Raw genomic sequence first — 18242 nt, 5'->3', positions numbered from 1 at the left:
CGGGTCGCCGCCGTCGACATCGCCAAGGTATATTTGCGTCGCCGCGACACTGTTCGACGATGCTCGAGTTGAACCACGGGTTCAGGGTCGTCGACCTCCACGCGCGCTTGGATCCGAGCGACGAGGCGGAGGTCGCCAGTCGGGGTCGCGAGACGACCCCCGAAGCCCTCGAACGCGAACTCCACCAGGCGGGGGTCGTCAGGGCGGTCGTCTCTCCGGGCGGGCGGCCCGAGGGTCAGGGCTACCTCCGCGCCAACAACGCCGTCGCCCGATTGAGCGTCGACCGGCCGTTCCTCGCGTTCGCGCGCATCGACGGCCCGCGCGATCCGAGTTCCCGGGCGTCCGCGCGGCTTCGAAACCTCACCGCGTCCCGGAAGGACCACCACGTCAGCCCCGAAGACGTCGAGCAGTACGCCTACGACGACCGGTTCCACGGGTTCACGCTCGCGCCCGACCGGGACGGCCTCCCTGACGAGGAGACGCTGGACGAACTGGGCGACGTCGAACTGCCGCTCGTCGTGCGTGCCGGCAGAGCGTTTCCCCCCTCGGCGGTCGAAGAGACACTCCTCGATCGCGGCTTTCCCGTGGTGCTCGCCGGGTTCGGCGGCTACCCGCTCGACCGGGAGCTGATGTCGACCGCCATCGATCTCCTCGACGACTACGACCTCCTGTATCTCGACACCCGCTACGTCCGTTTTCGGAGCGTCCTCGAACGGGCGCTCTTGGAGCACCCGGACCGGGTCCTGTTCGGGAGCGGCGCGCCGGAGACCCACCCCAACGTCGGCGTGATGGAGATCCTGACCCTCGACGTCTCCGAGGACGCGATGCGCCGGGCGTTCTCGTCGAACGCCTCCCGGATCGTCCCCGGTCTCTCGCCCGGCGAGACGTAGCGACGATCCGCCGTTCCGTTCCTGACCCCGCTGAGTTCCCTTATTTTCGTTCGCGACCGCCCGATCTGCCTGCCCCCTACCGCCGATCGTACTTCGCGACCGCCCGATCCGCCCGTTTCGAGCAGCCGTGCGGGTTGCGAGCGGCCGTTCGATCCCGCGCCCGCGCGACGAGGCCGTCCGACCATCCCGTCGCGATGCCGACGACGACGTCCCGCCCGTTCCCGACCCAGCCCGTCGGCGTCGCGCTGCCGGTGACGACGTCCCGGGCGGCGGCGACGGCGTCGGACCCGGCGTGGGAGGCGACGCGGCGGACCACCGTCGGACGGACGCCGTAGTTCTTCACGAGCCGATACGACAGCGCGCGGTATTTCCACTCGTGGTCCCGCTCGTCGACCCCGCCGTCGGCCTCGTACTCGGTGCGGACGCAGAGTTCAGACTCCCAGGCGACCTCGCGGTCGAGGCCCGCGAGCCGGTGGGCGGCGTCGCGCGCGCCGCCGGTTTCGAGGTACTCGTCGAAGCCGTCGAGTTCGTCGAGAATCTCTGAGCGGAAGGCGACGTTGCCGCCGTTGAAGTACGTCACCTCTCGGTTTCTGATCCGCCGTCGCTCCGGTTCCGTGGTCGTCATTCCCGCCGGCAACGTCTCGTGGACGGGCCCGGTCACGACCGGTGCGCGCTCGACGCCCGCCTCGATGGCGTCCGTCCAGGTCTCCTCGACCGCGAGGTCGTGCCGCAAAAACGCGACGACGTCGCCCGAGGCGGCCCGGATCCCCGCGTTTCGGGAGACGTTCAACGTCCGGTCCGACACCTCTACGAGCACGTCGACGTCGTCTCGGTCCCGGACCATTCCGGTGGTCCCGTCCGCCGAGGGGCCGTTGACGACGACGACCTCGGCGTCCGGCGCGTTCGCGGCGAGCACGTCGAGCGTGGCCGCGAGGTGATCCCGACCGTTCAGTGTCGGGATCACTACCGAGAGCTCCATACCCATAGGTTGCTACACGAGAACTTAAATGCCGCACCTCGGACGGGCGGCCTCGCCGCGTCGAGACCCCGTCACGTCTTGCCGTCGCCGACGGTCGCCGTCCAGTAGGAGACCGACGCGAGGGCGTCCCCGATCGCGGTCTCCCCGAGCGAGGTGTCGATGTCGCGGAACTCCCGGGCGATCCCGTTGGGAATCTTCCGGTAGAAGCCGTACGGGAGCAGGAAGTCGTGCTCGCCGTTCACCAGTCGGAGGCCCGCGTCGTCGAGGAGTCGCTCGACCTGCGATGCGGAGTACAGGTGCGAGCCCATCGGGAGCAGCCAGTTGTAGACGACGCGGGTGCTGCGTCGGTTGAACGTATCGAAGAAGACGAGGTGCTTCGAGACCCGTGCCATCTCCGCCATGAACTTCGCCGGCGTCTCGGCGAGGTGGAAAAACCGCATCGCGAAGACCGCGTCGAAGTGGTCGTCGGGGAAGGGAAGCCGCGCGGCGTCGCCGCGGAGGAACTCGATGTGATCTGCGACGCCCGCTCGCCGTGCCTTCGCCCGACCCTGGGCCAACATCGCGTTGGAGATGTCGAGACCGACGATGTTCGCGCCGCGTTCGGCCAACATCGCCGTGAACCGGCCCGTTCCGCAGGCGATTTCGAGGACGTCCTTCCCCTCGACCGGCCCGATGGCCTCGACGACGGCCCGCTTTTCGCGGTCGTCGATGAGTCTCCCGCCCCGCGAGAACCGCTTCGAGTCGTACTCCTCGGCGACGTCGTCGGCCTGGTACCACTCCTTTCCTTTCACGCTACCTCCCAGTCCTCGCTCGTGGACTAAAACCGTACTGGAACCGCGCCGAACCGATGGACCGGTTCGGCGCTCGACCGTGGCTCCCGAACGGGGGCGTCAGACGACGCACGTCCTCCCTTGTATGTGTATAAGGTCTACGGATTGTATTGTCACACTTGTAGGCAACCTTTACCAAGAGTGCGAAATTTGCGTACCGTATGAGCACCAGTACCGCAGAACTCGACGGTGACGACCTCCTCTCGCAGTCGGAGTACCGGGACCGCCTCCGCGAACTCCCCCCGAGCGCGAAACTCGTCGCGAAAGTACTCGAAGGCGACGCCCCGCTCTCGCAGGGCCAACTCGCCGAGGAATCGCTGCTGCCGGACCGGACCGTCCGCTACGCGCTCAATCGGCTCGAAGACGCCGAACTCGTCGGGTCGCGCTACAGTTTCAAGGACGCCCGCAAGCAGGTCTACTACCTGAATACGTAGATACCGGAGCGCGACCTTCGGCTGCCTATTTCGCTACGTAGCGGACCGCTCTCGACGCCGGCGACACTCTCAGACGCCCGATACCGCCCCGTGGCCACCAACGCAACCGACACCACCGACGCCAGCGGTTTGCTCTTTCGCGACAGGACCCACCCGTGACTGAAATTCCACCGAACGCGACGCCGATCCGTCGCGTTCCGGTCCCGGTCGACGGCCCCGTTCCGACGGGGTCGACCAACGCCTATCTCGTCGGCGACGACCCCGCACTGCTCGTCGATCCACCGGCCAGAACCGACGACCTGGACGATGCCGTCGCCGCCGCTTCGGTCGAACACGTCGCCGTGACCCACGCCCACCCGGACCACGTGGGTGCCGTCGAGACGTACGCGGCAGAGACGGGCGCGACCGTCTGGTGTCGCCGCGGCCGAGAGACCCGCTTCGCCGAGGCGACCGGGATCGACCCCGATCGGACGTTCGTCGAGGGCTCCGAACTCCCCGTGGGCGACGGCGTCGGCGTCGTCGACACGCCCGGGCACGCGCCGGACCACGTCGCCTTCGAGACCGACGCCGGGACGCTCTGCGGCGACGTCGCGGTCGCAGAGGGGAGCGTCGCCGTCGCCGCGCCGGAGGGCGACGTCCGCGCGTACCTCGTGGCGCTCCGCCGACTCTACGCCCGGAACCCGCCGCGCCTCCTTCCGGGGCACGGCCCGGTCATCGAGGAGTCGCGGGCGACCTGCGAACGGCTGCTCCGGCGGCGACTCGACCGCGAGCGCGACGTGCTGGCAGCCGTCGAGGCCGGCGCTCGCGACGTGGACGCCGTCCTCGACGCCGTCTACGACAGGGACCTCACCGGCATCCGCGGGTTCGCGCGGGCGACGGTCGTCGCGCACCTGGAGAAACTCGACGCCGAGCGTCGCGTGCGACTCGACCGCGAGGCGGAGACGGTCGACCCGTACTGAGCGCGCTCGTCTCCGTCGGCGGGGGCGACCGAGAGGCCTTTGTCCGCGCCCGCCCGACGCCGACACGTGAGCGACGCTCCCTCCCTCGAAGCCGAACTCGAACGCGCCCGCGACCTCGCGGTGTCGGAGTTGGCCGACGCCATCGAGTCCATCGGCTTCGAGTGCACGCGCTGCGGCGCGTGCTGCAAGGGCCACGAGCGCGCGGACGGGACAGGTACGGAACCCCACACGGCGACGGTCTTCCCGGACGAGGTGCGGCGGTTGCAGTCGGCGGCGAGCGGGGAGAGAGGACAGGACGGCGACGGTGAGGGAGGAGCCGATCCTGCGGGCGACGGTGAGAGAAGTGCCGACCCTGCGGGCGACGGGGAGGGCGAAACGGACGAGTCCTACGACTGGCGCGACGTCGCCCGGCCGATGCCGTACGGAGTCGTCGACGGCGAGGACGGCCCCGAGGGCGAGACGTTCGAGTGGGCGCTCCAGACGGACGCCTGCGGCGACTGCGCATTCTACGAGGAGGTCGGCGAGCGGGCGGACGGGACGCCGAAGGGGGGCTGCAGCGTCCACGCGGACCGGCCGCTGATCTGCGAAACGTACCCGTTCAGCGTCGCGCTCGGGGGGACCAGTCAGCCGATGGGCGAGGCCGTCGACGAGGCGGGAATGGTCCGCGCCCACGAGTGCGAGGGGCTCGGTCGCGACATCTCCCGCGAGCAGGCCGAGGAGCTGGCGGCCGCGCTCAAGCGGCGGGCTGTCCGCGAGTTAGAGGAGGCGATCGGCGTCCGCGACAGCTACGAACCGGTCGAGGCCGACGGTGTGGTCGTCTACGACTCCGAGGGACCGAAACGGCCCGACGGGACGGCGGTCAGCCCCGAGAGAAGAGACGGGGAGTGAGGCAGTCCCCCGAACCGGATCGCGATCCCGTCGGGTGCGAGCCTTCTTGACGGTCCCCTCCTAACCGAGCGCCAATGACGGCTGATCGCTTCGAGCGGATCGCGAGCGCGACCGAGGGCGACGAGATCGAGATCGCGCTCGATGTTGATTCCATCTCGGTCGGCGGCGTCGAACTCGAATCGCCGATTGTGACGCGCGTGGCCGCAGTCAGCGAGGAGACGGTCGACGCGAGACAGAAGGACGTCGACATCGACGGGATCGTCGACCGCCGGATCCTCCATCTCGCGCCCGTCTCGGGCGACGACCGCCACGAGGCGTACGTGCTCGAAACCCGCAGCCCGGTCGTCGGCGAGGAGACGGTCTGTCCGCTCCGGGGGCGCCCCCGCTCTGGATGCGGTCCGGCCGACGACATCGGGACGCTTCCGGTCCTCGGAGAGATCGAAGCGATCGAGGTCCGGAGCTAGCACCGGATCGCCTCGCGGTTCCCCCTAGCGAGTCGAAACCACTACTGCCTCCGCCGTCGAGCGTCCGCTATGCGAGTCAGCGTGATCGGCGGCAGCGTGATCGACGACGACGAGGCGGAGACGGCGACGGCCCTGGGACGGCTGCTGGGCCAGCGCGGACACACGGTCGTCTGCGGCGGTCTCGGCGGGGTGATGACGGCCGTCTGTCGCGGCGCGTCGGAGGCGGGCGGACACGCGATCGGGATTCTCCCGAGCGACCGCCCCGCGGACGCCAACGAGTACGTCGACGAGGCGATCGCCACCGGACTGGGCCACGCTCGCAACGCGCTGGTCGTGATGAACGGGGACGCCGTGATCGCGGTCGACGGCGGCGGCGGGACGCTCTCGGAACTGGGGTACGCGTCGGTCTACGACCGGCCGACAGCGGGGCTCGGAACCCACGACGCCGCGCACGTCGAGGCCGTCGAAACGGTGGCTGACGCGGTCGAGTACGTCGAATCGGCGGTCGCGGGAGAACGGTAGCGGACCGTCGCGCCCGGCGGCCCGGGCTACCAGGTGCCGTGGAACGTGTCGAACGAGAGGGAGTCGAGCGGCTTGTCGCCGACCGCGATCCGGTACTCGCCCGGCGTGAGCATCGGCTTGTGGAACTGCGGGCCGTCGTCGGTCGTGATCCGGGGGCAGCCGGTGTTGACGAAGGCGTCCATTGCGAAGTTTCGGAGCCGATCGGGCGTCACCTCGTCCATCGTGATGAGGTAGGCGTCGTCGTTGTCCGCGATGATCTCTTCGGCGATCTCCATCCGGCCCTGACCGATCTTCGTGCAGAAGATGACGCCCCACTTCTCGGCGTCCATCGCGCGGTGGACCGCGCCGTAGCGCTGCTTCATGAACTTCTCCGTGTCGGCGACGGTCACGACGTTGTTGACGGGGTCGGCGATGAGCACCGTCTTCTCGGGGTGTTCCATCGCGAGGCCGAGCGGGTGGAACTTCCCGCCGCCGACGTACAGCACCTGGTCGGCGTCGATGTCGGCGGAGGCGTAGTTGCAGCCGAGCACCTGTCCCTCGTAGGTGAGGCGGTCGTCGCCGCGACGGGTGTGGACGTCGTAGCCGCGCTCTTCGAGCCACTCGACCATCTCGCCGAAGCGGTTCATGTGCTGGGCGGTCGTGACGAGGCCGACCTCCTCCTCGGGCAGTTCGTCGACGGCCTCCTCGAGGATCGGGAACGGATCGACGTTCGAGAAGAGCGGCACGTAGATGATCTTCTCGGACTCCTTCATCGGCGAGTGGCCGAAGTGGACGAACACGTCGGTCCGGCGCATCAGGTAGGTATCGAGGTCGCAGGCGCCGTAGCAGGGCTGGCCCGAGAGCATAAACGTCACGTCGTCGTCGCACAGTTCGCGGAGGTCGTCGGCGACGGCCGGGCCGCGGCGCTTCAGCCCCTCGGGGAACTGCAGGCCGACCCGCGTCGCGTCGCGGTCTTCGATCTCCTCGACGATCCGGTCCAGTTCGTAGTCCCACTCGCGGTCGTGCTTCAGCGACATCCCGGTGTTTCGGAGGTCCCCCTCCGTGGCGGCGTCGTGGCTCATTGCAACGGCATAGCCGGCCGACGCCCATAACGCCGGCGGTTCCGAGACGGCCGAAAACAACCGTGAGAGAGTGTTTCGTGGCGGACAGACGGTCGGCAATCCAGCCATCACCCGCTCCGGCACCTTGAAACGCCTCGCGTCCGAAGACGGATCGATGAGCGTCCAGCAAGACCGGCTCGAAGAACTCGGTCGCGAACTCGGCGACGCGATCGCCGAGACCTCGGAGTACCAGGCGTTCGAGGAGACGAAGGCGGCCGTCGAGGCCGACGACGACGTCCAGGAGCAGATCTCTGAATTCCAGGAGCGCCGGGATCACTACATGCACGCCCGCCAGATGGGCAACGCGACCGAAGAGAACCTTCGGAAGGTCCAGGAGGCCCAGGAGGAACTGCACTCGATGCCGAAGATGGCCTCGTATCTCGACGCCCAGGAGCGGCTTCAGGACCGCCTCGAAGCGGTCAACGAGTCGATCTCGGAACCCCTGGCGGTCGACTTCGGCGGCGAGGCCGGCGGCTGCTGTCACGACTAGTCGCTCGCGGGCGGCACTGGTTTCTCGCGTCCCGCGCCCGCGACTGCCGAGAGCGCTCCGAGCGTTCAAATACGAGGCCGGGACCACGGGCGGTATGCTCGCGATCGCCGGCGGCAAGGGAGGCAGCGGCAAGACGACGACGACGCTCGGGTTGGCCCGCGCGATCGACGGCCCGACGCTCGCCGTCGACGCCGACTGCGACCTCCCGAACCTCCACGCGATGGCCGGCGTCCCGCGGGCGGCCGCCCCGGGCGGTCGCGGACACGCGGATCCGGCGTCGACCGACGACACGCGGATCGTTCCCGCGTCGGGGGACGCGCCAGACGGAATCGGCGGTCGGTTGCGTCGGCTTCGGGAGCGCGAGGCGGGGGCGTCTCCCGTGGTTGTCGGCGACGACGCGGTCGACGGTCGGGGTCGCGACGGCGTCGGGAGCGACTGCGACGACCGGAGCGGGGGCGTCGTTAGCGGGCCCGGCGGCCGAAGCGGCGGCGTCGCCGGCGAGCGGGACGCCGGAGGCCGTGGCTTCGTCAGCGAGCGCGACAGTCGAAGCGGCGGCGGATTCGACGCTCGATCCACCGACAGGGACGTCCCCGTGACCGTCCTCGTCGACTGCCCCGCCGGTGCCGGACCGGACGCGACGGTCCCGCTGCGGGTCGCCGACGGCGTCCTCATCGTCGCGACGCCCTGCGTCGCCGCGCTCCGCGACGCGGCGAAGACGGCCGCGATGGCGCGCGCGGTCGGGACGCCGGTCGTCGGCGGCGCGCTCACCCGAGCGCGACTCGCACCGCCGGGCGTCGAGGACCTCCTCGGGTGTCGGATCCTCGGGGCGGTGCCGCCGGCCGCCCCCTCGACGGCCGCCGACCCGCTCTGCGACCCGGCCGTCCGACGCGCGTACGACGAACTCGCCGACTCCCTCTCCGAGCGACCGAACACCTAAGCCGCTAGCCTCCGTAGCGCACGCCGTGGCAGGTAGGCTCTCGACCGGCGTCAGCGTCCTCGACCGCCAACTCGACGGCGGGATTCCGCCAGGGAGCATCGTGCTCCTCGCGGCCGACCCCGCCAGCCAGTCGGAGCTATTTCTCTACGAACTGACCGCGGTCCGCGCGTCGCTGTACCTCACCACGATCCGCTCGGACCAGGCCGTCAAGGACGCCGTCGACCGGGCACCGGGGCACGTCGGCGACCCGACGGTCAGAGACGTCGGCGGCAACGCCCCGCTCGACACCGCCCATCGGTTCATCCGCGACCTCCCGGAGGGCGCGAATATGATCGTCGACGTCGTCGACGTCTTAGAGGAGACCGACCCCGCCCGCTATCGCCAGTTCCTCAACGAACTCCAGACGCATATGGTCAACACCGGCGGGCTGGCCGTCCTCCACGGAATGAAAAGCGACGGGGAGCCGCGAAACCGAAGGTACACGAAACATATGGCCGACGTCGTCTTCGATCTCCACACGAAGATCAAGGGATCGGAGATCGAAAACCGGCTGGCGGTGCCGAAGTTCCGCGGCGTCCAGCCGCCCGAGGAGACGATCAAGCTCCGGCTGGGCGAGCGGGTGACCGTCGACACGAGCCGCGACATCGCCTAGCACTTCCTACCCGCTCTCGGCAGTCACCGTCTCGAACGACGCAAGCGAGAAGAGCCGCGTCCGATCTCCGCGGGAGCGTTACTCTTCGAGGTCGGCGTCGAGTTCCTCGGCGAGTTCGTCGGCGTCGACGTCGACGTCCTCGATGGCCTCTTCGATATCCTCGGCGCCCATTCCGCCGGCGCCGCCCATCATTCCGCCCATACCGCCCATCATCCCGCCCATCCCGTCGATGGTCTCCTGGACGATGACCCGATCGAGGTCGAGTCGGTCCATCACGTCCTGGGCGATCTGCTGCTTCGAGAACATCCACTGCTGGTTCATCGTCATCTGCGGAGTGGCCTCGATGTACAGCGTCTCCTTCTCGACTTCGACGGTCTCGAACTCGGGTTCGTCCTCTTCGTCCTCGCCCTCGTCGTCGGCGTCACTCTCCTCCTCGACAAGCTGCTCTTCCTCGACCGTGTCCGTCTGGATCCAGACCTCGGGAGCCTGCTGGAGGTACATCTCCAGCATACTCGCGGCCTGTTTCTCGCGGTCGTCGACGAGTTCGAGGACCTCGTACTCGTATTCGAGGTCCTCGCCGGCGAGCGGGTGGTTGAAGTCGACGCGTGCGCGTCCCGCGACGATCGTCACGATCCGACCCTGATCGCCGTCGATCTGGACCTGCGCTCCGGGGTAGCGCTCGTCCTCGTCGATCTTGTTGGCGCTGACCGTCCGGACCTGTTCGTCGTCGTACTCGCCGAAGGCCTCCTCGGCGGCGATCTCGACCGTCCCGGAGTCCCCGACCTCGGAGCCGACGAGCGCCTCGTCGACGCTCTCGAAGACGTGACCGGCACCGACGACGATGACCCGCGGCTCGAAGTCGTACTCGTCGGTGTCGATGTCGGCCGCTTCGGCCGTCTCCTCGTCGGTGGTGTCGACGACGGTGTCGTCGTCTGCGGTCCGGAGCGTGTAGGCCAGACGGACGAAGTCGCCGTCCTGGATGCCGGAGACGTCTTCTTCGACGTCTTCAGCGTCGGCGTCTGCCTGCGATTCGGCGGCGTCCGCCTGCTGTTCGTCACTCATACGCGGACAATCTCCCGTGCGACCCTTAAGAATCACGTTTCGACTCGCAGACGGATCTGCGGGGTTCGACCGGAGCACAGCCGAGCAGGCCGCGGAATTGCCGCGGTTTCGACGCCACGCCGCGGCGAGGATTTATCACGGACGAAAGTGATATACAACTGTTCCAATGGCACAGACGACGCTCGTCGCGAGCTTCCTGCTCGGGGTGCTCATCGTGGGCGGTGCGGTCCTGCTGCTCTCACGCAGTCGCTTCCGCTACACGCCGACGTACGGCGACGACGGCGAGGACCTCTCGTCTCGCCTTGCCGCGGTGGCGCGGACCCCCGTGGCGTGGACGGTCGGCTTCCTCGTGCTAACGCTCCTGGCGGGGGGAGCGACGGTCCTCGCGGTCGGCGGGTTCGACGTCGCGTCCGGCGTCTCCGGCGGAGCCACCGCGCTGCTGGCGGCGGTCGGAATCGCCGTCCTCGTAGGGTACGTCTTCTACGGGACGTTCGTGGCCGCGCGGTCCCGCGGGCTCCACACCGCGCAGGCTGCCGCCTTCGGATCGTGGGCCGTCGGACTGGTACTGCTCGTCGCGGTCGCAGTGAGCCTCCTCGGACTCGTCTGAACGATGACCGAGGCACCGACCGTCGTCGACCGGTCGAGACGAGCCTCGGCCCGTGGCGTCCGCCTGATCGCCGTCGTCCTGCTCGTGGAAGCCGCCGCGGTCGGGACGTATCTCGCGGTCGCGGACCCGGAAATCCGATCCGTTCGATACCTGCTGTACCCGTTTGTCTGGATGAACGTCGGCCTCGCGGCGACGGCCCGGGTCCGCTTTCCGCCCGCGGGTCGACGGGTCAGGATCGCTGCGGCGGTCCTCGCGGCGGCGTATTTCCTCGCGCTCGCGTCCCTCTCGGGGCTCGTCGGGCTCGAATTCGGTCACTCTCACGCCCACGTCACCGGACTGCAGGTCACGCTGGCCGCGCCCGGCTGGGGGCCGCGCGTCGCCTACGGCGGCTCGTTCCTCACGCTGAACGTCGTTCCCTACAGGGTGGTCGGCTACCTCTCGCTCGCCGTGCTCGTGTACGCCGCCCTGCTCGACGCCGGCCGTCGGGCGCTCTCCGGACTGGTCGGCATCGCCTCCTGCGTCGGTTGCAGCCTGCCGCTCGTCGAGTCCGTCGCCGTGGGCGTCGTCGGCGGCACAACCGCGCTCGCGACGGTCGAACCGTTCAGCGTCGATCTCTCGACGCTCGGCTTCGTGCTCGCCGTGGGACTGCTTTCCGTGGCCGGCCGTCGGGAGTGAGTCCCGATGCCCCGACCTCGCCCGTTCCCGGCGCTCGCGACGCTCCTGGCGACGCTTCTCGTGACGCTCTTGGCGACGACGGTGTTCGTCGAGCCCGCAGTGGCACACGCCGGGTCGCTCGGCGCGGTCACCCGCAGCGCGCCGGTCCCCTCGTGGCTGGTGATCGCCTCGGGCGCGGGCGCCGTCGGCGCGTCCTTCCTCTTCACGAGCCTCCTGACGGATCGGCGGGTCGTCGAGGGGGTCCCGCACCGCGGTCGCTCGCTGCCACCCGTCGGCCCCTTTCTCGTCGGAGTCGCCCGCTGGGCGGCGGTCGCAGCGGTGCCGCTCGTCGTTGCCGTGGGGCTCATCGGCCCCGACGCGCCGGCGGCGAACCTCCTCACGCTCGGCGTCTGGGTCGTGTGGTGGGCCGGGTACACGACGACGACGTACGCCGTCGGCGACACCTGGCCCGCGCTGAACCCCTGGCGCACCGTCGCGTCCCTCCTCCCCGTCGAACCGCGCTCGCTCCCCGCCCGGGTAGGTACCTGGCCGAGCGTCGCCGGCCTCCTCGCGCTCGTCGGCCTCGAAGTCCTCAGCCCGGTGGCCGCCGACCCGCGACTGCTCGCAGCCGCGGTGGTCGGCTACTCCGGCGTCACCGTCGCCGGCGCGGCCGCCTTCGGCGACGCCTGGTTCGACCGCGTCGATCCGGTCGCGCGGACGTTCGCGCTCTACGGCCGCTTCGCCCCGATCCGCCGGACGGAATCGGGACTGGACGTCGGCCTTCCGGGTGCGGGTCTCGCGCGCGAGCCGACCGTCTCCGACCTCGACGACGTGGCCTTCGTCGTCGCGCTCGTCTGGGTGACGACCTTCGACGGCCTCGTCTCGACGGCCGCGTGGGGGAGCGCCACGGCCGCGGTGACGACGCTGGGCGTCCCCGCCTGGCCGGTCACGCTCGCGGGGCTTCTCGGCGGGCTCGGCTGCTTCCTCGGCTGCTACTGGCTCGCGGCCCGCGGCGTCAGGCGGACCGCCCCGACGTACGTCTCGGCGCGGTACCTCGCGGGCTGGTTCGCACCGGCGCTGATTCCGATCGCCGCCGGCTACCACTTCGCGCACTTCGTCGGGTACCTCGTGGGATTCGCGCCCACGGTCGCCGCCGTCGCCGCCGCGCCGCTCGCCCCGCCGGGGTCGCTGGTCGTCCTGTCGCCGCCGGGGTGGTTCGGCGCGGTGCAGCTGTTCGCGATCGTCGCCGGGCACGTCCTCGCCGTCTGGGTCGCCCACGCCCGGGCGTTCGAGCTGTTCGCGGGCCGGGTACAGCCGATCAGGAGCCAGTACCCCTTCGCGGCCGTCGCCGTCCTGTACACGACCGTCAGCCTCTGGATCGTGGCCCAACCGATCGCCGCGGGGATCGCTTGAGATGTCCGGCCTTCCGCCCGCTCCCGACACGACGGTACCCGACGCAGACCGCGAGACACCGGTCTGTCCGCACTGCGGTCGCCCGTTCGTCACCGAGCGGCAGCGCGCGCTCCACGTCGGGGAACGACACGACGCGACGCCGGCGGAGGAGCGCGCCTACGAGGAGGCCCGCGAGGCCGAGAGCGACGAGCTGTTCCGCCTGCACCTGAAGGTCGTCTTCGCCGTCGGCCTGCTCTACGCGGCCTCCGTCGTCGCCGGCGTCGTCGCGTTCAGTCTGCCCGGGTGAACGGTGCACTGTCGCCGGCCCGGTCACACCCCGTGATCGTCGCTTCCCGCCGGCTCCGGGAGCCGAGCGACGGCGGCGGTGAGCACGCCGACGCCGGACAGCGCGACGAGTCCGCAGGCGGCGACGATCGCCGTCGACAGTCCCGCCGCCTCCGCCGAGAGGAGCGCGACGAGGCCGACGACGACCAGTGCGAGCGCGGTCGCCAGGCCGAGTTGGGTTTCGTCCATCACCGTCCGTTTCGGTCGCAACCGTGGTAAACGTTGACTCGAAATCGGGAGTCGGTCACGGGTTCGTCGACCCGCCCGCGCTGACACCGACCACGAGGAGGAACACTGCGGTGGCGAGCGCGAGACTCGGACCGACGACGATCGCGTCGGTCGGACGCCCTCCCGTCACCCGGAGCAGCATCACCGCGACGCCGACGCCGACGGGGAGTGAGAACAGCAGCGCGTAGCCGAGGGCGACGCGACGGGCCTCACTCGCCTCGCCGGTTTCGGCCGGTCGCTCGCCGCCCTGGTCGGTCTCGCGCCGGTCGCCGTCTCCCGGCCGTCTCGGATCTTCGCTAGCGGCGGTGTGCGCATCGGGTTCGTCGCTAGCGGCGGTGTGCGTGTCGAGGTCGTCGCTGGCAGCAGGGTACGTGTCGAGGTCGTCGCTGGCGGCATTATGCGCGTCGGGTTCGTCGCCGGTACTGGTGTACGCGTCGCTACCGGCCGCGTCGGGAGAGCTCTCGAAGTCGGTTATCGAGTGGATCACGGGTGCGAGGTTGATTCCGGACGTTTGGTGCGGGTGCCGGATCGATCTCGTGCGCTCGCGCGATTCATAGGATCGAGTACGACGCCGCGAGCGTCAGCGCCAGCGCCGCCGCGAGGCCGATGACGACGACGTACGTCAGCGAGCGCGGTTCGAACCGGAGGTGCTGGAAGTACGCCGCGACGAGCACGGCCTTGAACGCCGAGAGCGCGACGATGATGCCGAACGCCGTCCAGTACGCCAGTCCCGCGAACTCGACGAGCACCTGCACTGTCGCCGAGACGAACAGGACCGCGAATATCGCCGTGTACAGTTTCGTGTGTGTCATATGTTCACCTCACAGGATGTAGAACAGCGGGAAGAGGAACAGCCAGACGATGTCCACGAAGTGCCAGTAGAGCCCGAAGTACTCGACCGGGCGCTGGTCAGTCAGGTACGCCCCCCCGAGCGAGCGTCCGAGGAGGTACAGCGCGCCGATCAGCCCGGCGACGACGTGTGCGGCGTGGAGTCCGGTCGTCAGGAAGAACGTCGAGGTCCCGATGTTCGCGGTCGGCTCGACGCCCGTGTGGAACAGGTGCTGCCACTCCAGGGCCTTGTTGCCGAGGAAGCCGATCCCGAGCGCGATCGTCGCCGTCAGGCTGGCGACGACGCCCCACCGGTGCTCCTTCTGCGCCGCGACCAGCGCGAGGACGACGGTGAAACTGCTCGCGAGCAGGATGTAGGTGTTCACGAGCCCCGGAATCGGATCTTCGGGGACGGGCTGCCAGCCGACCCACCCCGCCGCGACGCGCGTGAAGACGTACGCGCCGATGAAGCCGCCGAACAGCACCACGTCCGAGGCGAGGAAGATCCACATCCCGACCTTCCCGTTCTCGACGCCGCCGAAGGGCCACGCCTCGCCGAACCCGCCCTCCGGGGCCTCGAACGGTTCGATCGCCCACGCGACGAGCGAGCCGAGGACGACGACGCCGCCGGCGACCGCGGCGAAGAGGTAGGCCGAACCGGCCAGCCCCTCCACGAGCGATCCCTCGCGAACCCCCGAGAGTCCGAGGAACAGCAGGAATGCCCCGACACCGACCGCGAGCGGCCAGACGCTGGCGTGGTCAGCGTGGTCGTGGGCCCCCGCGTGGGCGTCGGCGGCGACGCCCCCGTCGGTCTCCGTCGACCCCGTCGCTGCCGCATCGCCGCCGTCGGTGGCCCCCCGCGACCGGAACGAGAGTCGGCCGTCGCTGTAGGAGGGAATGCCGGGGAAGTTCTCCGTCGGCGGCGGCGACGGGACGGCCCACTCGGCGGTCCGGGAGAACTCCCAGGGCGTGTTGCCGACGCGCTCGCCGTCGAACGCGCTCTTCGTCAGGTTGTAGAACATAATGACGAACGAGAGCCCCAGGACGAACGCGCCGACGGTGGCGAGTTGGTGCCAGGGCGCCATCCAGTCGCTGTACTGGAAGACGCGCCGGGGGGTCTCCCAGGCGACGAACATCGGGAAGTACAGCAGGTTGAACCCGATAAAGTACGCAGCGAAGTGCGCCTTCCCCAGAAACTCGTCGTACATCCGCCCGGTGATCTTCGGGAACCAGTAGTAGAGGCCGCCGACGAGCGCGGTCACCCCGCCGACCATCACGTAGTGGAAGTGCGCGACGACCCAGTAGGTGCCGCGGAACTCGTAATCGAGGACGATGGCCCCGAGAAAGACCCCGGTGATGCCGCCGAGGATGAACAGTATCAGCCCGCCGAAGGCGAAGAGGAACGGCGTCGTGAACCGGACGCGCCCCTTCACGAGCGTGTAGATCAGCGCGAACACCATCAGATCGAACGGCAGGGAGATGCCGATGGTCGTCACCATGAACAGCGTCTTGATTTCGAGGTTGATGCCCGTCAGGAACATATGGTGCATCCAGACGACGAAGCTCTGGAGCGCGACGAGCACCATCGCGGCGATGAACCACTTCCGGCCGACGATGCGTCGCCCGGTGAACGTCTGGAACACCTCGGCCATCACCCCGAGCGCGGGGAAGAAGACGATGTACACCTCCGGGTGGCCGAAGAACCAGAACAGGTGGGTCCACAGCAGCGACCCGCCCGCGGTCTCCTGGACGAAGTAGGCCGTCCCGAGGATGCGATCCGACGAGAGGATGAGGAGCGCCGCCAGCAGCGCGGCGAACGCGAAGAGCATCATCCAGACGGTGAGCAGGATCGACCACGAGAAGATGGGGAGTCGCCGCAGCGTGAGCCCCTCCGCGCGCATCCGGTGCATCGTCGTCAGGAAGTTTACCGAGGAGACTGTGACAGAGACGACGAAGAGGACGAGCGCGAGAATCGCGGTGTTCGCCCCGACGTCCGGCGTGAACGTGGGCAGGTTCAGCGGCGCGTACATCGTCCACCCGCCCGCGAAGGTGCCGCCCTGGAAGAACGAGACGACGAACAGCAGTCCCGAAGAGAGGTACAGCCAGAAACTGAGGGCGTTGAGCCTGGGGAATGCGAGGTCGTCGGCGCCCATCTGCAGCGGGACGACGTAGTTCGCGAAGCCGAACGCGAACGGCGAGAGGAACCAGAACACCATCACCAGCCCGTGCGCGGAGACGGCCTGGTTGTAGGCCATCGGCCCCAGAATCCCCTCGCCGACGGCGCGGGGTTCCCACAGCTGGATCCGCATCAGCCACGCGAGCAGGCCGCCGAGGAGCAGGAAGAACAGCGACGTGACGATGTAGAGGATCCCGACGTCCTTGTGGTTCGTCGTCGTCAGCCAGTGGCGGACGGTTGACCGGGAGGGATGCGTCGCCGCCGTCAGCGCGTCGGACACGGCGCCCTCGACCGGAATCTCCTCGCCGGTGACGGTCCCGCCGTCGGTGGCTTCCCCGCCGCTCGTGTCGCTGTCGATCCCTTTCCCACCGCCTCTGTCGCCGTCAGTTGCCTCCCCGCCGCCGACGTCGCCGTCGGTCTCCTCCCCGTCGGCGACGCCGCTCCCGGTCGTCTCGCCGACGGACTCGTTCGGCTCGGTAGATCCTTCGTCGGTCATGAGCTGTTTACCGTCGTGTTTGCGTACCACTCGCGGTACTCGTCGGGTTCCATCACCACGACGGTCGCCGTCATGTACGAGTGGCCGCGCCCGCAGAGTTCGTAGCACTGTGCGGTGTAGTTCCCCGCCTCCTCGGCCTCGAACCACGTCGTCGTGGTCTGGCCGGGGACCGCGTCCGTCTTGACGCGTAATTCGGGCACGCCGAAGTTGTGGAACACGTCGCTGGAGGTGACCCGGAGTCGAATCACCTCGTCGGCGGGGACGCGGAGGGTGCCGTCCTCGGAGTACCCGTTCGGATACGTGAACTCCCAGCCGAACCGGTAGCCCTCGACGCCGACTTCCATCTCGGGTTCCGGTGGGTCCTCCACGTACAGGAGCGTCCCGTAAGTCCACGCGATGAGCGAGATGACGATGACCGTGCTGAGCGCGAACGAGGTGAACAGCTTCCGGCCCCCGCCCCCGCCCGTGGGCAGTTCGCCGAGCGCCGGCGGCTCGAAGTCGCCGTCGCGATGCGACCCGTCGCGGTACGTGTACGCGTTGTAAAGCATATACGCGACGACGACGACGCCGACGAGCGTTCCGAGCCCCAGAAACACCTCGAAGATGCGCTCGAAGACGACCGTCCGAGTCCCTCGCGGGATCAACCCTGCCTGTGGTGGGAGCGGGATGACCGGTCCCACGGCGTGTACGTTCATCACTACCACGCCCACATCAAATATGAAGAACGATAGTTATAAATTATACGCAAGTTGGTAACAGTTCACACCTCGTGCTGGGGCAACCCGGCGGTCTTCGTCAGGACGTAGCCCAGCGTCAGCCCGTAGACCCAGTGGCTCGCGAGAGAGAACAGGACGTACGCCGCGGTCGTGAGGAGCCCGGCGGTCGGCCAAAACCCAGGGAGGAACCCGAACCAGAACGCCGTCGCGAACGTCGCGCCGCGGAGGTACCGCGGCTTCTCCGGCGGGAGGAACGCGCCCACGACGAGGAAGGTCAGCGGCAACGCGACCGTGCCGCCGAACCCGAACAGCGCGATGCCGAGCGTCACCGTCGGTTCCAGGCCGAAGAACTCCGCGAATCCGGCGAATCGCGTCACCGGTTCGGTTCGGAACAGCCCCAGGAGGCCGGGGAAACCGACCAGGACGGGTAACATCGCCACCGTCCCGAGCATCCCTCCACCCATCGCAGCGAGGACCACGCGACCGGTAATCGGTACCTGGACGGATTCGATCAGTTCCTCGTCTACCGCCGTTCCCGGTGCTTCGGATGTTTCGCTGCTCATTGTCTTCGTAAAAATACACTATTATTAATA

At 68.9% G+C, this 18242-nt stretch carries 23 protein-coding genes; 13 read left to right on the top strand and 10 right to left on the bottom strand.

Going from position 1 to position 18242, the window contains the following annotated elements; all coding sequences use genetic code 11:
• The first annotated feature begins 59 nt into the window (after window positions 1-59).
• Window positions 60-890: an amidohydrolase family protein gene (locus NO360_RS11920; protein WP_256308029.1), complete on the top strand. Its 831-nt coding sequence runs from the start codon at window positions 60-62 to the stop codon at window positions 888-890.
• Window positions 891-966: 76 nt separating this feature from the next.
• On the opposite strand, the gene NO360_RS11915 is transcribed toward NO360_RS11920, so the two are convergent.
• Both NO360_RS11915 and NO360_RS11910 read right to left on the bottom strand, forming a co-directional pair.
• Window positions 967-1869, bottom strand: a complete 903-nt coding sequence (locus tag NO360_RS11915; protein WP_256308028.1) for a glycosyltransferase family 2 protein — start codon at window positions 1867-1869, stop codon at window positions 967-969.
• A 71-nt stretch (window positions 1870-1940) separates the two neighbouring features.
• On the bottom strand, window positions 1941-2660 hold the full coding sequence (locus NO360_RS11910; RefSeq protein WP_256308027.1) for a class I SAM-dependent methyltransferase: 720 nt from the start codon (window positions 2658-2660) through the stop codon (window positions 1941-1943).
• Between the two features lie 200 nt (window positions 2661-2860).
• Between NO360_RS11910 and NO360_RS11905 the strand changes: the two genes are divergently transcribed.
• The 5 genes from NO360_RS11905 (at window position 2861) to NO360_RS11885 (ending at window position 5966) form a co-directional block, all read left to right on the top strand.
• The gene (locus NO360_RS11905) at window positions 2861-3133 is read left to right on the top strand and encodes a MarR family transcriptional regulator (RefSeq protein WP_256308026.1); all 273 of its coding nucleotides are present in this window, start codon (window positions 2861-2863) and stop codon (window positions 3131-3133) included.
• A gap of 164 nt (window positions 3134-3297) precedes the next feature.
• Window positions 3298-4092, top strand: a complete 795-nt coding sequence (locus tag NO360_RS11900) for an MBL fold metallo-hydrolase (RefSeq protein ID WP_256308528.1) — start codon at window positions 3298-3300, stop codon at window positions 4090-4092.
• A gap of 66 nt (window positions 4093-4158) precedes the next feature.
• Window positions 4159-4980, top strand: coding sequence for a YkgJ family cysteine cluster protein (locus NO360_RS11895; RefSeq protein ID WP_256308025.1), 822 nt, complete (start codon window positions 4159-4161; stop codon window positions 4978-4980).
• Window positions 4981-5054: 74 nt separating this feature from the next.
• The gene (locus tag NO360_RS11890; RefSeq protein WP_256308024.1) at window positions 5055-5444 is read left to right on the top strand and encodes a hypothetical protein; all 390 of its coding nucleotides are present in this window, start codon (window positions 5055-5057) and stop codon (window positions 5442-5444) included.
• Between the two features lie 69 nt (window positions 5445-5513).
• On the top strand, window positions 5514-5966 hold the full coding sequence (locus NO360_RS11885) for a TIGR00725 family protein (RefSeq protein ID WP_256308023.1): 453 nt from the start codon (window positions 5514-5516) through the stop codon (window positions 5964-5966).
• Window positions 5967-5992: 26 nt separating this feature from the next.
• On the opposite strand, the gene dph2 is transcribed toward NO360_RS11885, so the two are convergent.
• Window positions 5993-7027, bottom strand: coding sequence for a diphthamide biosynthesis enzyme Dph2 (dph2, locus tag NO360_RS11880; protein WP_256308022.1), 1035 nt, complete (start codon window positions 7025-7027; stop codon window positions 5993-5995).
• Window positions 7028-7181: 154 nt separating this feature from the next.
• Between dph2 and NO360_RS11875 the strand changes: the two genes are divergently transcribed.
• The 3 genes from NO360_RS11875 to NO360_RS11865 all read left to right on the top strand — a co-directional run bounded on the left by NO360_RS11875 (window position 7182) and on the right by NO360_RS11865 (window position 9145).
• On the top strand, window positions 7182-7556 hold the full coding sequence (locus NO360_RS11875) for a YlbF/YmcA family competence regulator (protein WP_256308021.1): 375 nt from the start codon (window positions 7182-7184) through the stop codon (window positions 7554-7556).
• Window positions 7557-7650: 94 nt separating this feature from the next.
• Entirely contained in the window at window positions 7651-8493 is an 843-nt protein-coding gene (locus NO360_RS11870; RefSeq protein WP_256308020.1) for a MinD/ParA family ATP-binding protein, read from the top strand.
• A gap of 25 nt (window positions 8494-8518) precedes the next feature.
• Window positions 8519-9145, top strand: coding sequence for a DUF7125 family protein (locus tag NO360_RS11865; RefSeq protein WP_256308019.1), 627 nt, complete (start codon window positions 8519-8521; stop codon window positions 9143-9145).
• Between the two features lie 78 nt (window positions 9146-9223).
• On the opposite strand, the gene NO360_RS11860 is transcribed toward NO360_RS11865, so the two are convergent.
• Entirely contained in the window at window positions 9224-10207 is a 984-nt protein-coding gene (locus NO360_RS11860) for an FKBP-type peptidyl-prolyl cis-trans isomerase (protein ID WP_256308018.1), read from the bottom strand.
• 166 nt (window positions 10208-10373) lie between these two features.
• On the opposite strand from NO360_RS11860, the gene NO360_RS11855 reads away from it, so the two are divergent.
• The 4 genes from NO360_RS11855 to NO360_RS11840 are packed head-to-tail and all read left to right on the top strand — an operon-like array spanning window position 10374 to window position 13167.
• Entirely contained in the window at window positions 10374-10814 is a 441-nt protein-coding gene (locus tag NO360_RS11855; protein WP_256308017.1) for a hypothetical protein, read from the top strand.
• Window positions 10815-10817: 3 nt separating this feature from the next.
• Window positions 10818-11489, top strand: a complete 672-nt coding sequence (locus tag NO360_RS11850) for a DUF7546 family protein (RefSeq protein WP_256308016.1) — start codon at window positions 10818-10820, stop codon at window positions 11487-11489.
• Window positions 11490-11495: 6 nt separating this feature from the next.
• Window positions 11496-12881: a hypothetical protein gene (locus tag NO360_RS11845; protein WP_256308015.1), complete on the top strand. Its 1386-nt coding sequence runs from the start codon at window positions 11496-11498 to the stop codon at window positions 12879-12881.
• Window position 12882: 1 nt separating this feature from the next.
• Window positions 12883-13167 (top strand): DUF7410 domain-containing protein, encoded by a 285-nt coding sequence (locus tag NO360_RS11840; RefSeq protein WP_256308014.1) that lies wholly within the window; start codon window positions 12883-12885, stop codon window positions 13165-13167.
• A gap of 23 nt (window positions 13168-13190) precedes the next feature.
• Here NO360_RS11840 and NO360_RS11835 read toward each other — a convergent pair whose 3' ends face one another.
• The 6 genes from NO360_RS11835 to NO360_RS11810 all read right to left on the bottom strand — a co-directional run bounded on the left by NO360_RS11835 (window position 13191) and on the right by NO360_RS11810 (window position 18212).
• Window positions 13191-13394: a hypothetical protein gene (locus NO360_RS11835; protein ID WP_256308013.1), complete on the bottom strand. Its 204-nt coding sequence runs from the start codon at window positions 13392-13394 to the stop codon at window positions 13191-13193.
• Window positions 13395-13449: 55 nt separating this feature from the next.
• On the bottom strand, window positions 13450-13920 hold the full coding sequence (locus NO360_RS11830) for a hypothetical protein (RefSeq protein WP_256308012.1): 471 nt from the start codon (window positions 13918-13920) through the stop codon (window positions 13450-13452).
• 64 nt (window positions 13921-13984) lie between these two features.
• A complete protein-coding gene (locus tag NO360_RS11825) occupies window positions 13985-14245 on the bottom strand; it encodes a cytochrome C oxidase subunit IV family protein (RefSeq protein ID WP_256308011.1) in 261 nt (86 codons plus the stop codon).
• 9 nt (window positions 14246-14254) lie between these two features.
• Window positions 14255-16933 (bottom strand): cbb3-type cytochrome c oxidase subunit I, encoded by a 2679-nt coding sequence (locus NO360_RS11820; RefSeq protein WP_256308010.1) that lies wholly within the window; start codon window positions 16931-16933, stop codon window positions 14255-14257.
• The gene (gene coxB / locus NO360_RS11815) at window positions 16930-17628 is read right to left on the bottom strand and encodes a cytochrome c oxidase subunit II (RefSeq protein ID WP_256308009.1); all 699 of its coding nucleotides are present in this window, start codon (window positions 17626-17628) and stop codon (window positions 16930-16932) included. The genes NO360_RS11820 and coxB overlap by 4 nt, the downstream gene beginning before the upstream one ends.
• A 65-nt stretch (window positions 17629-17693) precedes the next feature.
• A complete protein-coding gene (locus NO360_RS11810) occupies window positions 17694-18212 on the bottom strand; it encodes a DUF6789 family protein (RefSeq protein ID WP_256308008.1) in 519 nt (172 codons plus the stop codon).
• Between the last annotated feature and the right edge of the window lie 30 nt (window positions 18213-18242).

It is taken from the genome of Halobellus litoreus (assembly GCF_024464595.1).
GTDB classification, from domain to species: domain Archaea; phylum Halobacteriota; class Halobacteria; order Halobacteriales; family Haloferacaceae; genus Haloquadratum; species Haloquadratum litoreum.
The sequence above is the reverse complement of the archived record's forward strand: the minus strand, read 5'-3'. Positions and strand labels throughout refer to the sequence as shown.

What these genes read in the sequence shown, in the direction of transcription:
- NO360_RS11860 (WP_256308018.1), bottom strand. Translation starts at nt 10,207, where the DNA reads ATGAGTGACGAACAGCAGGCGGACGCCGCCGAATCGCAGGCAGACGCC.
- NO360_RS11835 (WP_256308013.1), bottom strand. Translation starts at nt 13,394, where the DNA reads ATGGACGAAACCCAACTCGGCCTGGCGACCGCGCTCGCACTGGTCGTC.
- NO360_RS11870 (WP_256308020.1), top strand. Translation starts at nt 7,651, where the DNA reads ATGCTCGCGATCGCCGGCGGCAAGGGAGGCAGCGGCAAGACGACGACG.
- NO360_RS11890 (WP_256308024.1), top strand. Translation starts at nt 5,055, where the DNA reads ATGACGGCTGATCGCTTCGAGCGGATCGCGAGCGCGACCGAGGGCGAC.
- NO360_RS11810 (WP_256308008.1), bottom strand. Translation starts at nt 18,212, where the DNA reads ATGAGCAGCGAAACATCCGAAGCACCGGGAACGGCGGTAGACGAGGAA.
- NO360_RS11885 (WP_256308023.1), top strand. Translation starts at nt 5,514, where the DNA reads ATGCGAGTCAGCGTGATCGGCGGCAGCGTGATCGACGACGACGAGGCG.
- NO360_RS11915 (WP_256308028.1), bottom strand. Translation starts at nt 1,869, where the DNA reads ATGGAGCTCTCGGTAGTGATCCCGACACTGAACGGTCGGGATCACCTC.
- NO360_RS11845 (WP_256308015.1), top strand. Translation starts at nt 11,496, where the DNA reads ATGCCCCGACCTCGCCCGTTCCCGGCGCTCGCGACGCTCCTGGCGACG.
- NO360_RS11855 (WP_256308017.1), top strand. Translation starts at nt 10,374, where the DNA reads ATGGCACAGACGACGCTCGTCGCGAGCTTCCTGCTCGGGGTGCTCATC.
- NO360_RS11840 (WP_256308014.1), top strand. Translation starts at nt 12,883, where the DNA reads ATGTCCGGCCTTCCGCCCGCTCCCGACACGACGGTACCCGACGCAGAC.
- NO360_RS11850 (WP_256308016.1), top strand. Translation starts at nt 10,818, where the DNA reads ATGACCGAGGCACCGACCGTCGTCGACCGGTCGAGACGAGCCTCGGCC.
- NO360_RS11905 (WP_256308026.1), top strand. Translation starts at nt 2,861, where the DNA reads ATGAGCACCAGTACCGCAGAACTCGACGGTGACGACCTCCTCTCGCAG.
- NO360_RS11820 (WP_256308010.1), bottom strand. Translation starts at nt 16,933, where the DNA reads ATGACCGACGAAGGATCTACCGAGCCGAACGAGTCCGTCGGCGAGACG.
- coxB (WP_256308009.1), bottom strand. Translation starts at nt 17,628, where the DNA reads ATGAACGTACACGCCGTGGGACCGGTCATCCCGCTCCCACCACAGGCA.
- NO360_RS11875 (WP_256308021.1), top strand. Translation starts at nt 7,182, where the DNA reads ATGAGCGTCCAGCAAGACCGGCTCGAAGAACTCGGTCGCGAACTCGGC.
- NO360_RS11825 (WP_256308011.1), bottom strand. Translation starts at nt 14,245, where the DNA reads ATGACACACACGAAACTGTACACGGCGATATTCGCGGTCCTGTTCGTC.
- NO360_RS11920 (WP_256308029.1), top strand. Translation starts at nt 60, where the DNA reads ATGCTCGAGTTGAACCACGGGTTCAGGGTCGTCGACCTCCACGCGCGC.
- dph2 (WP_256308022.1), bottom strand. Translation starts at nt 7,027, where the DNA reads ATGAGCCACGACGCCGCCACGGAGGGGGACCTCCGAAACACCGGGATG.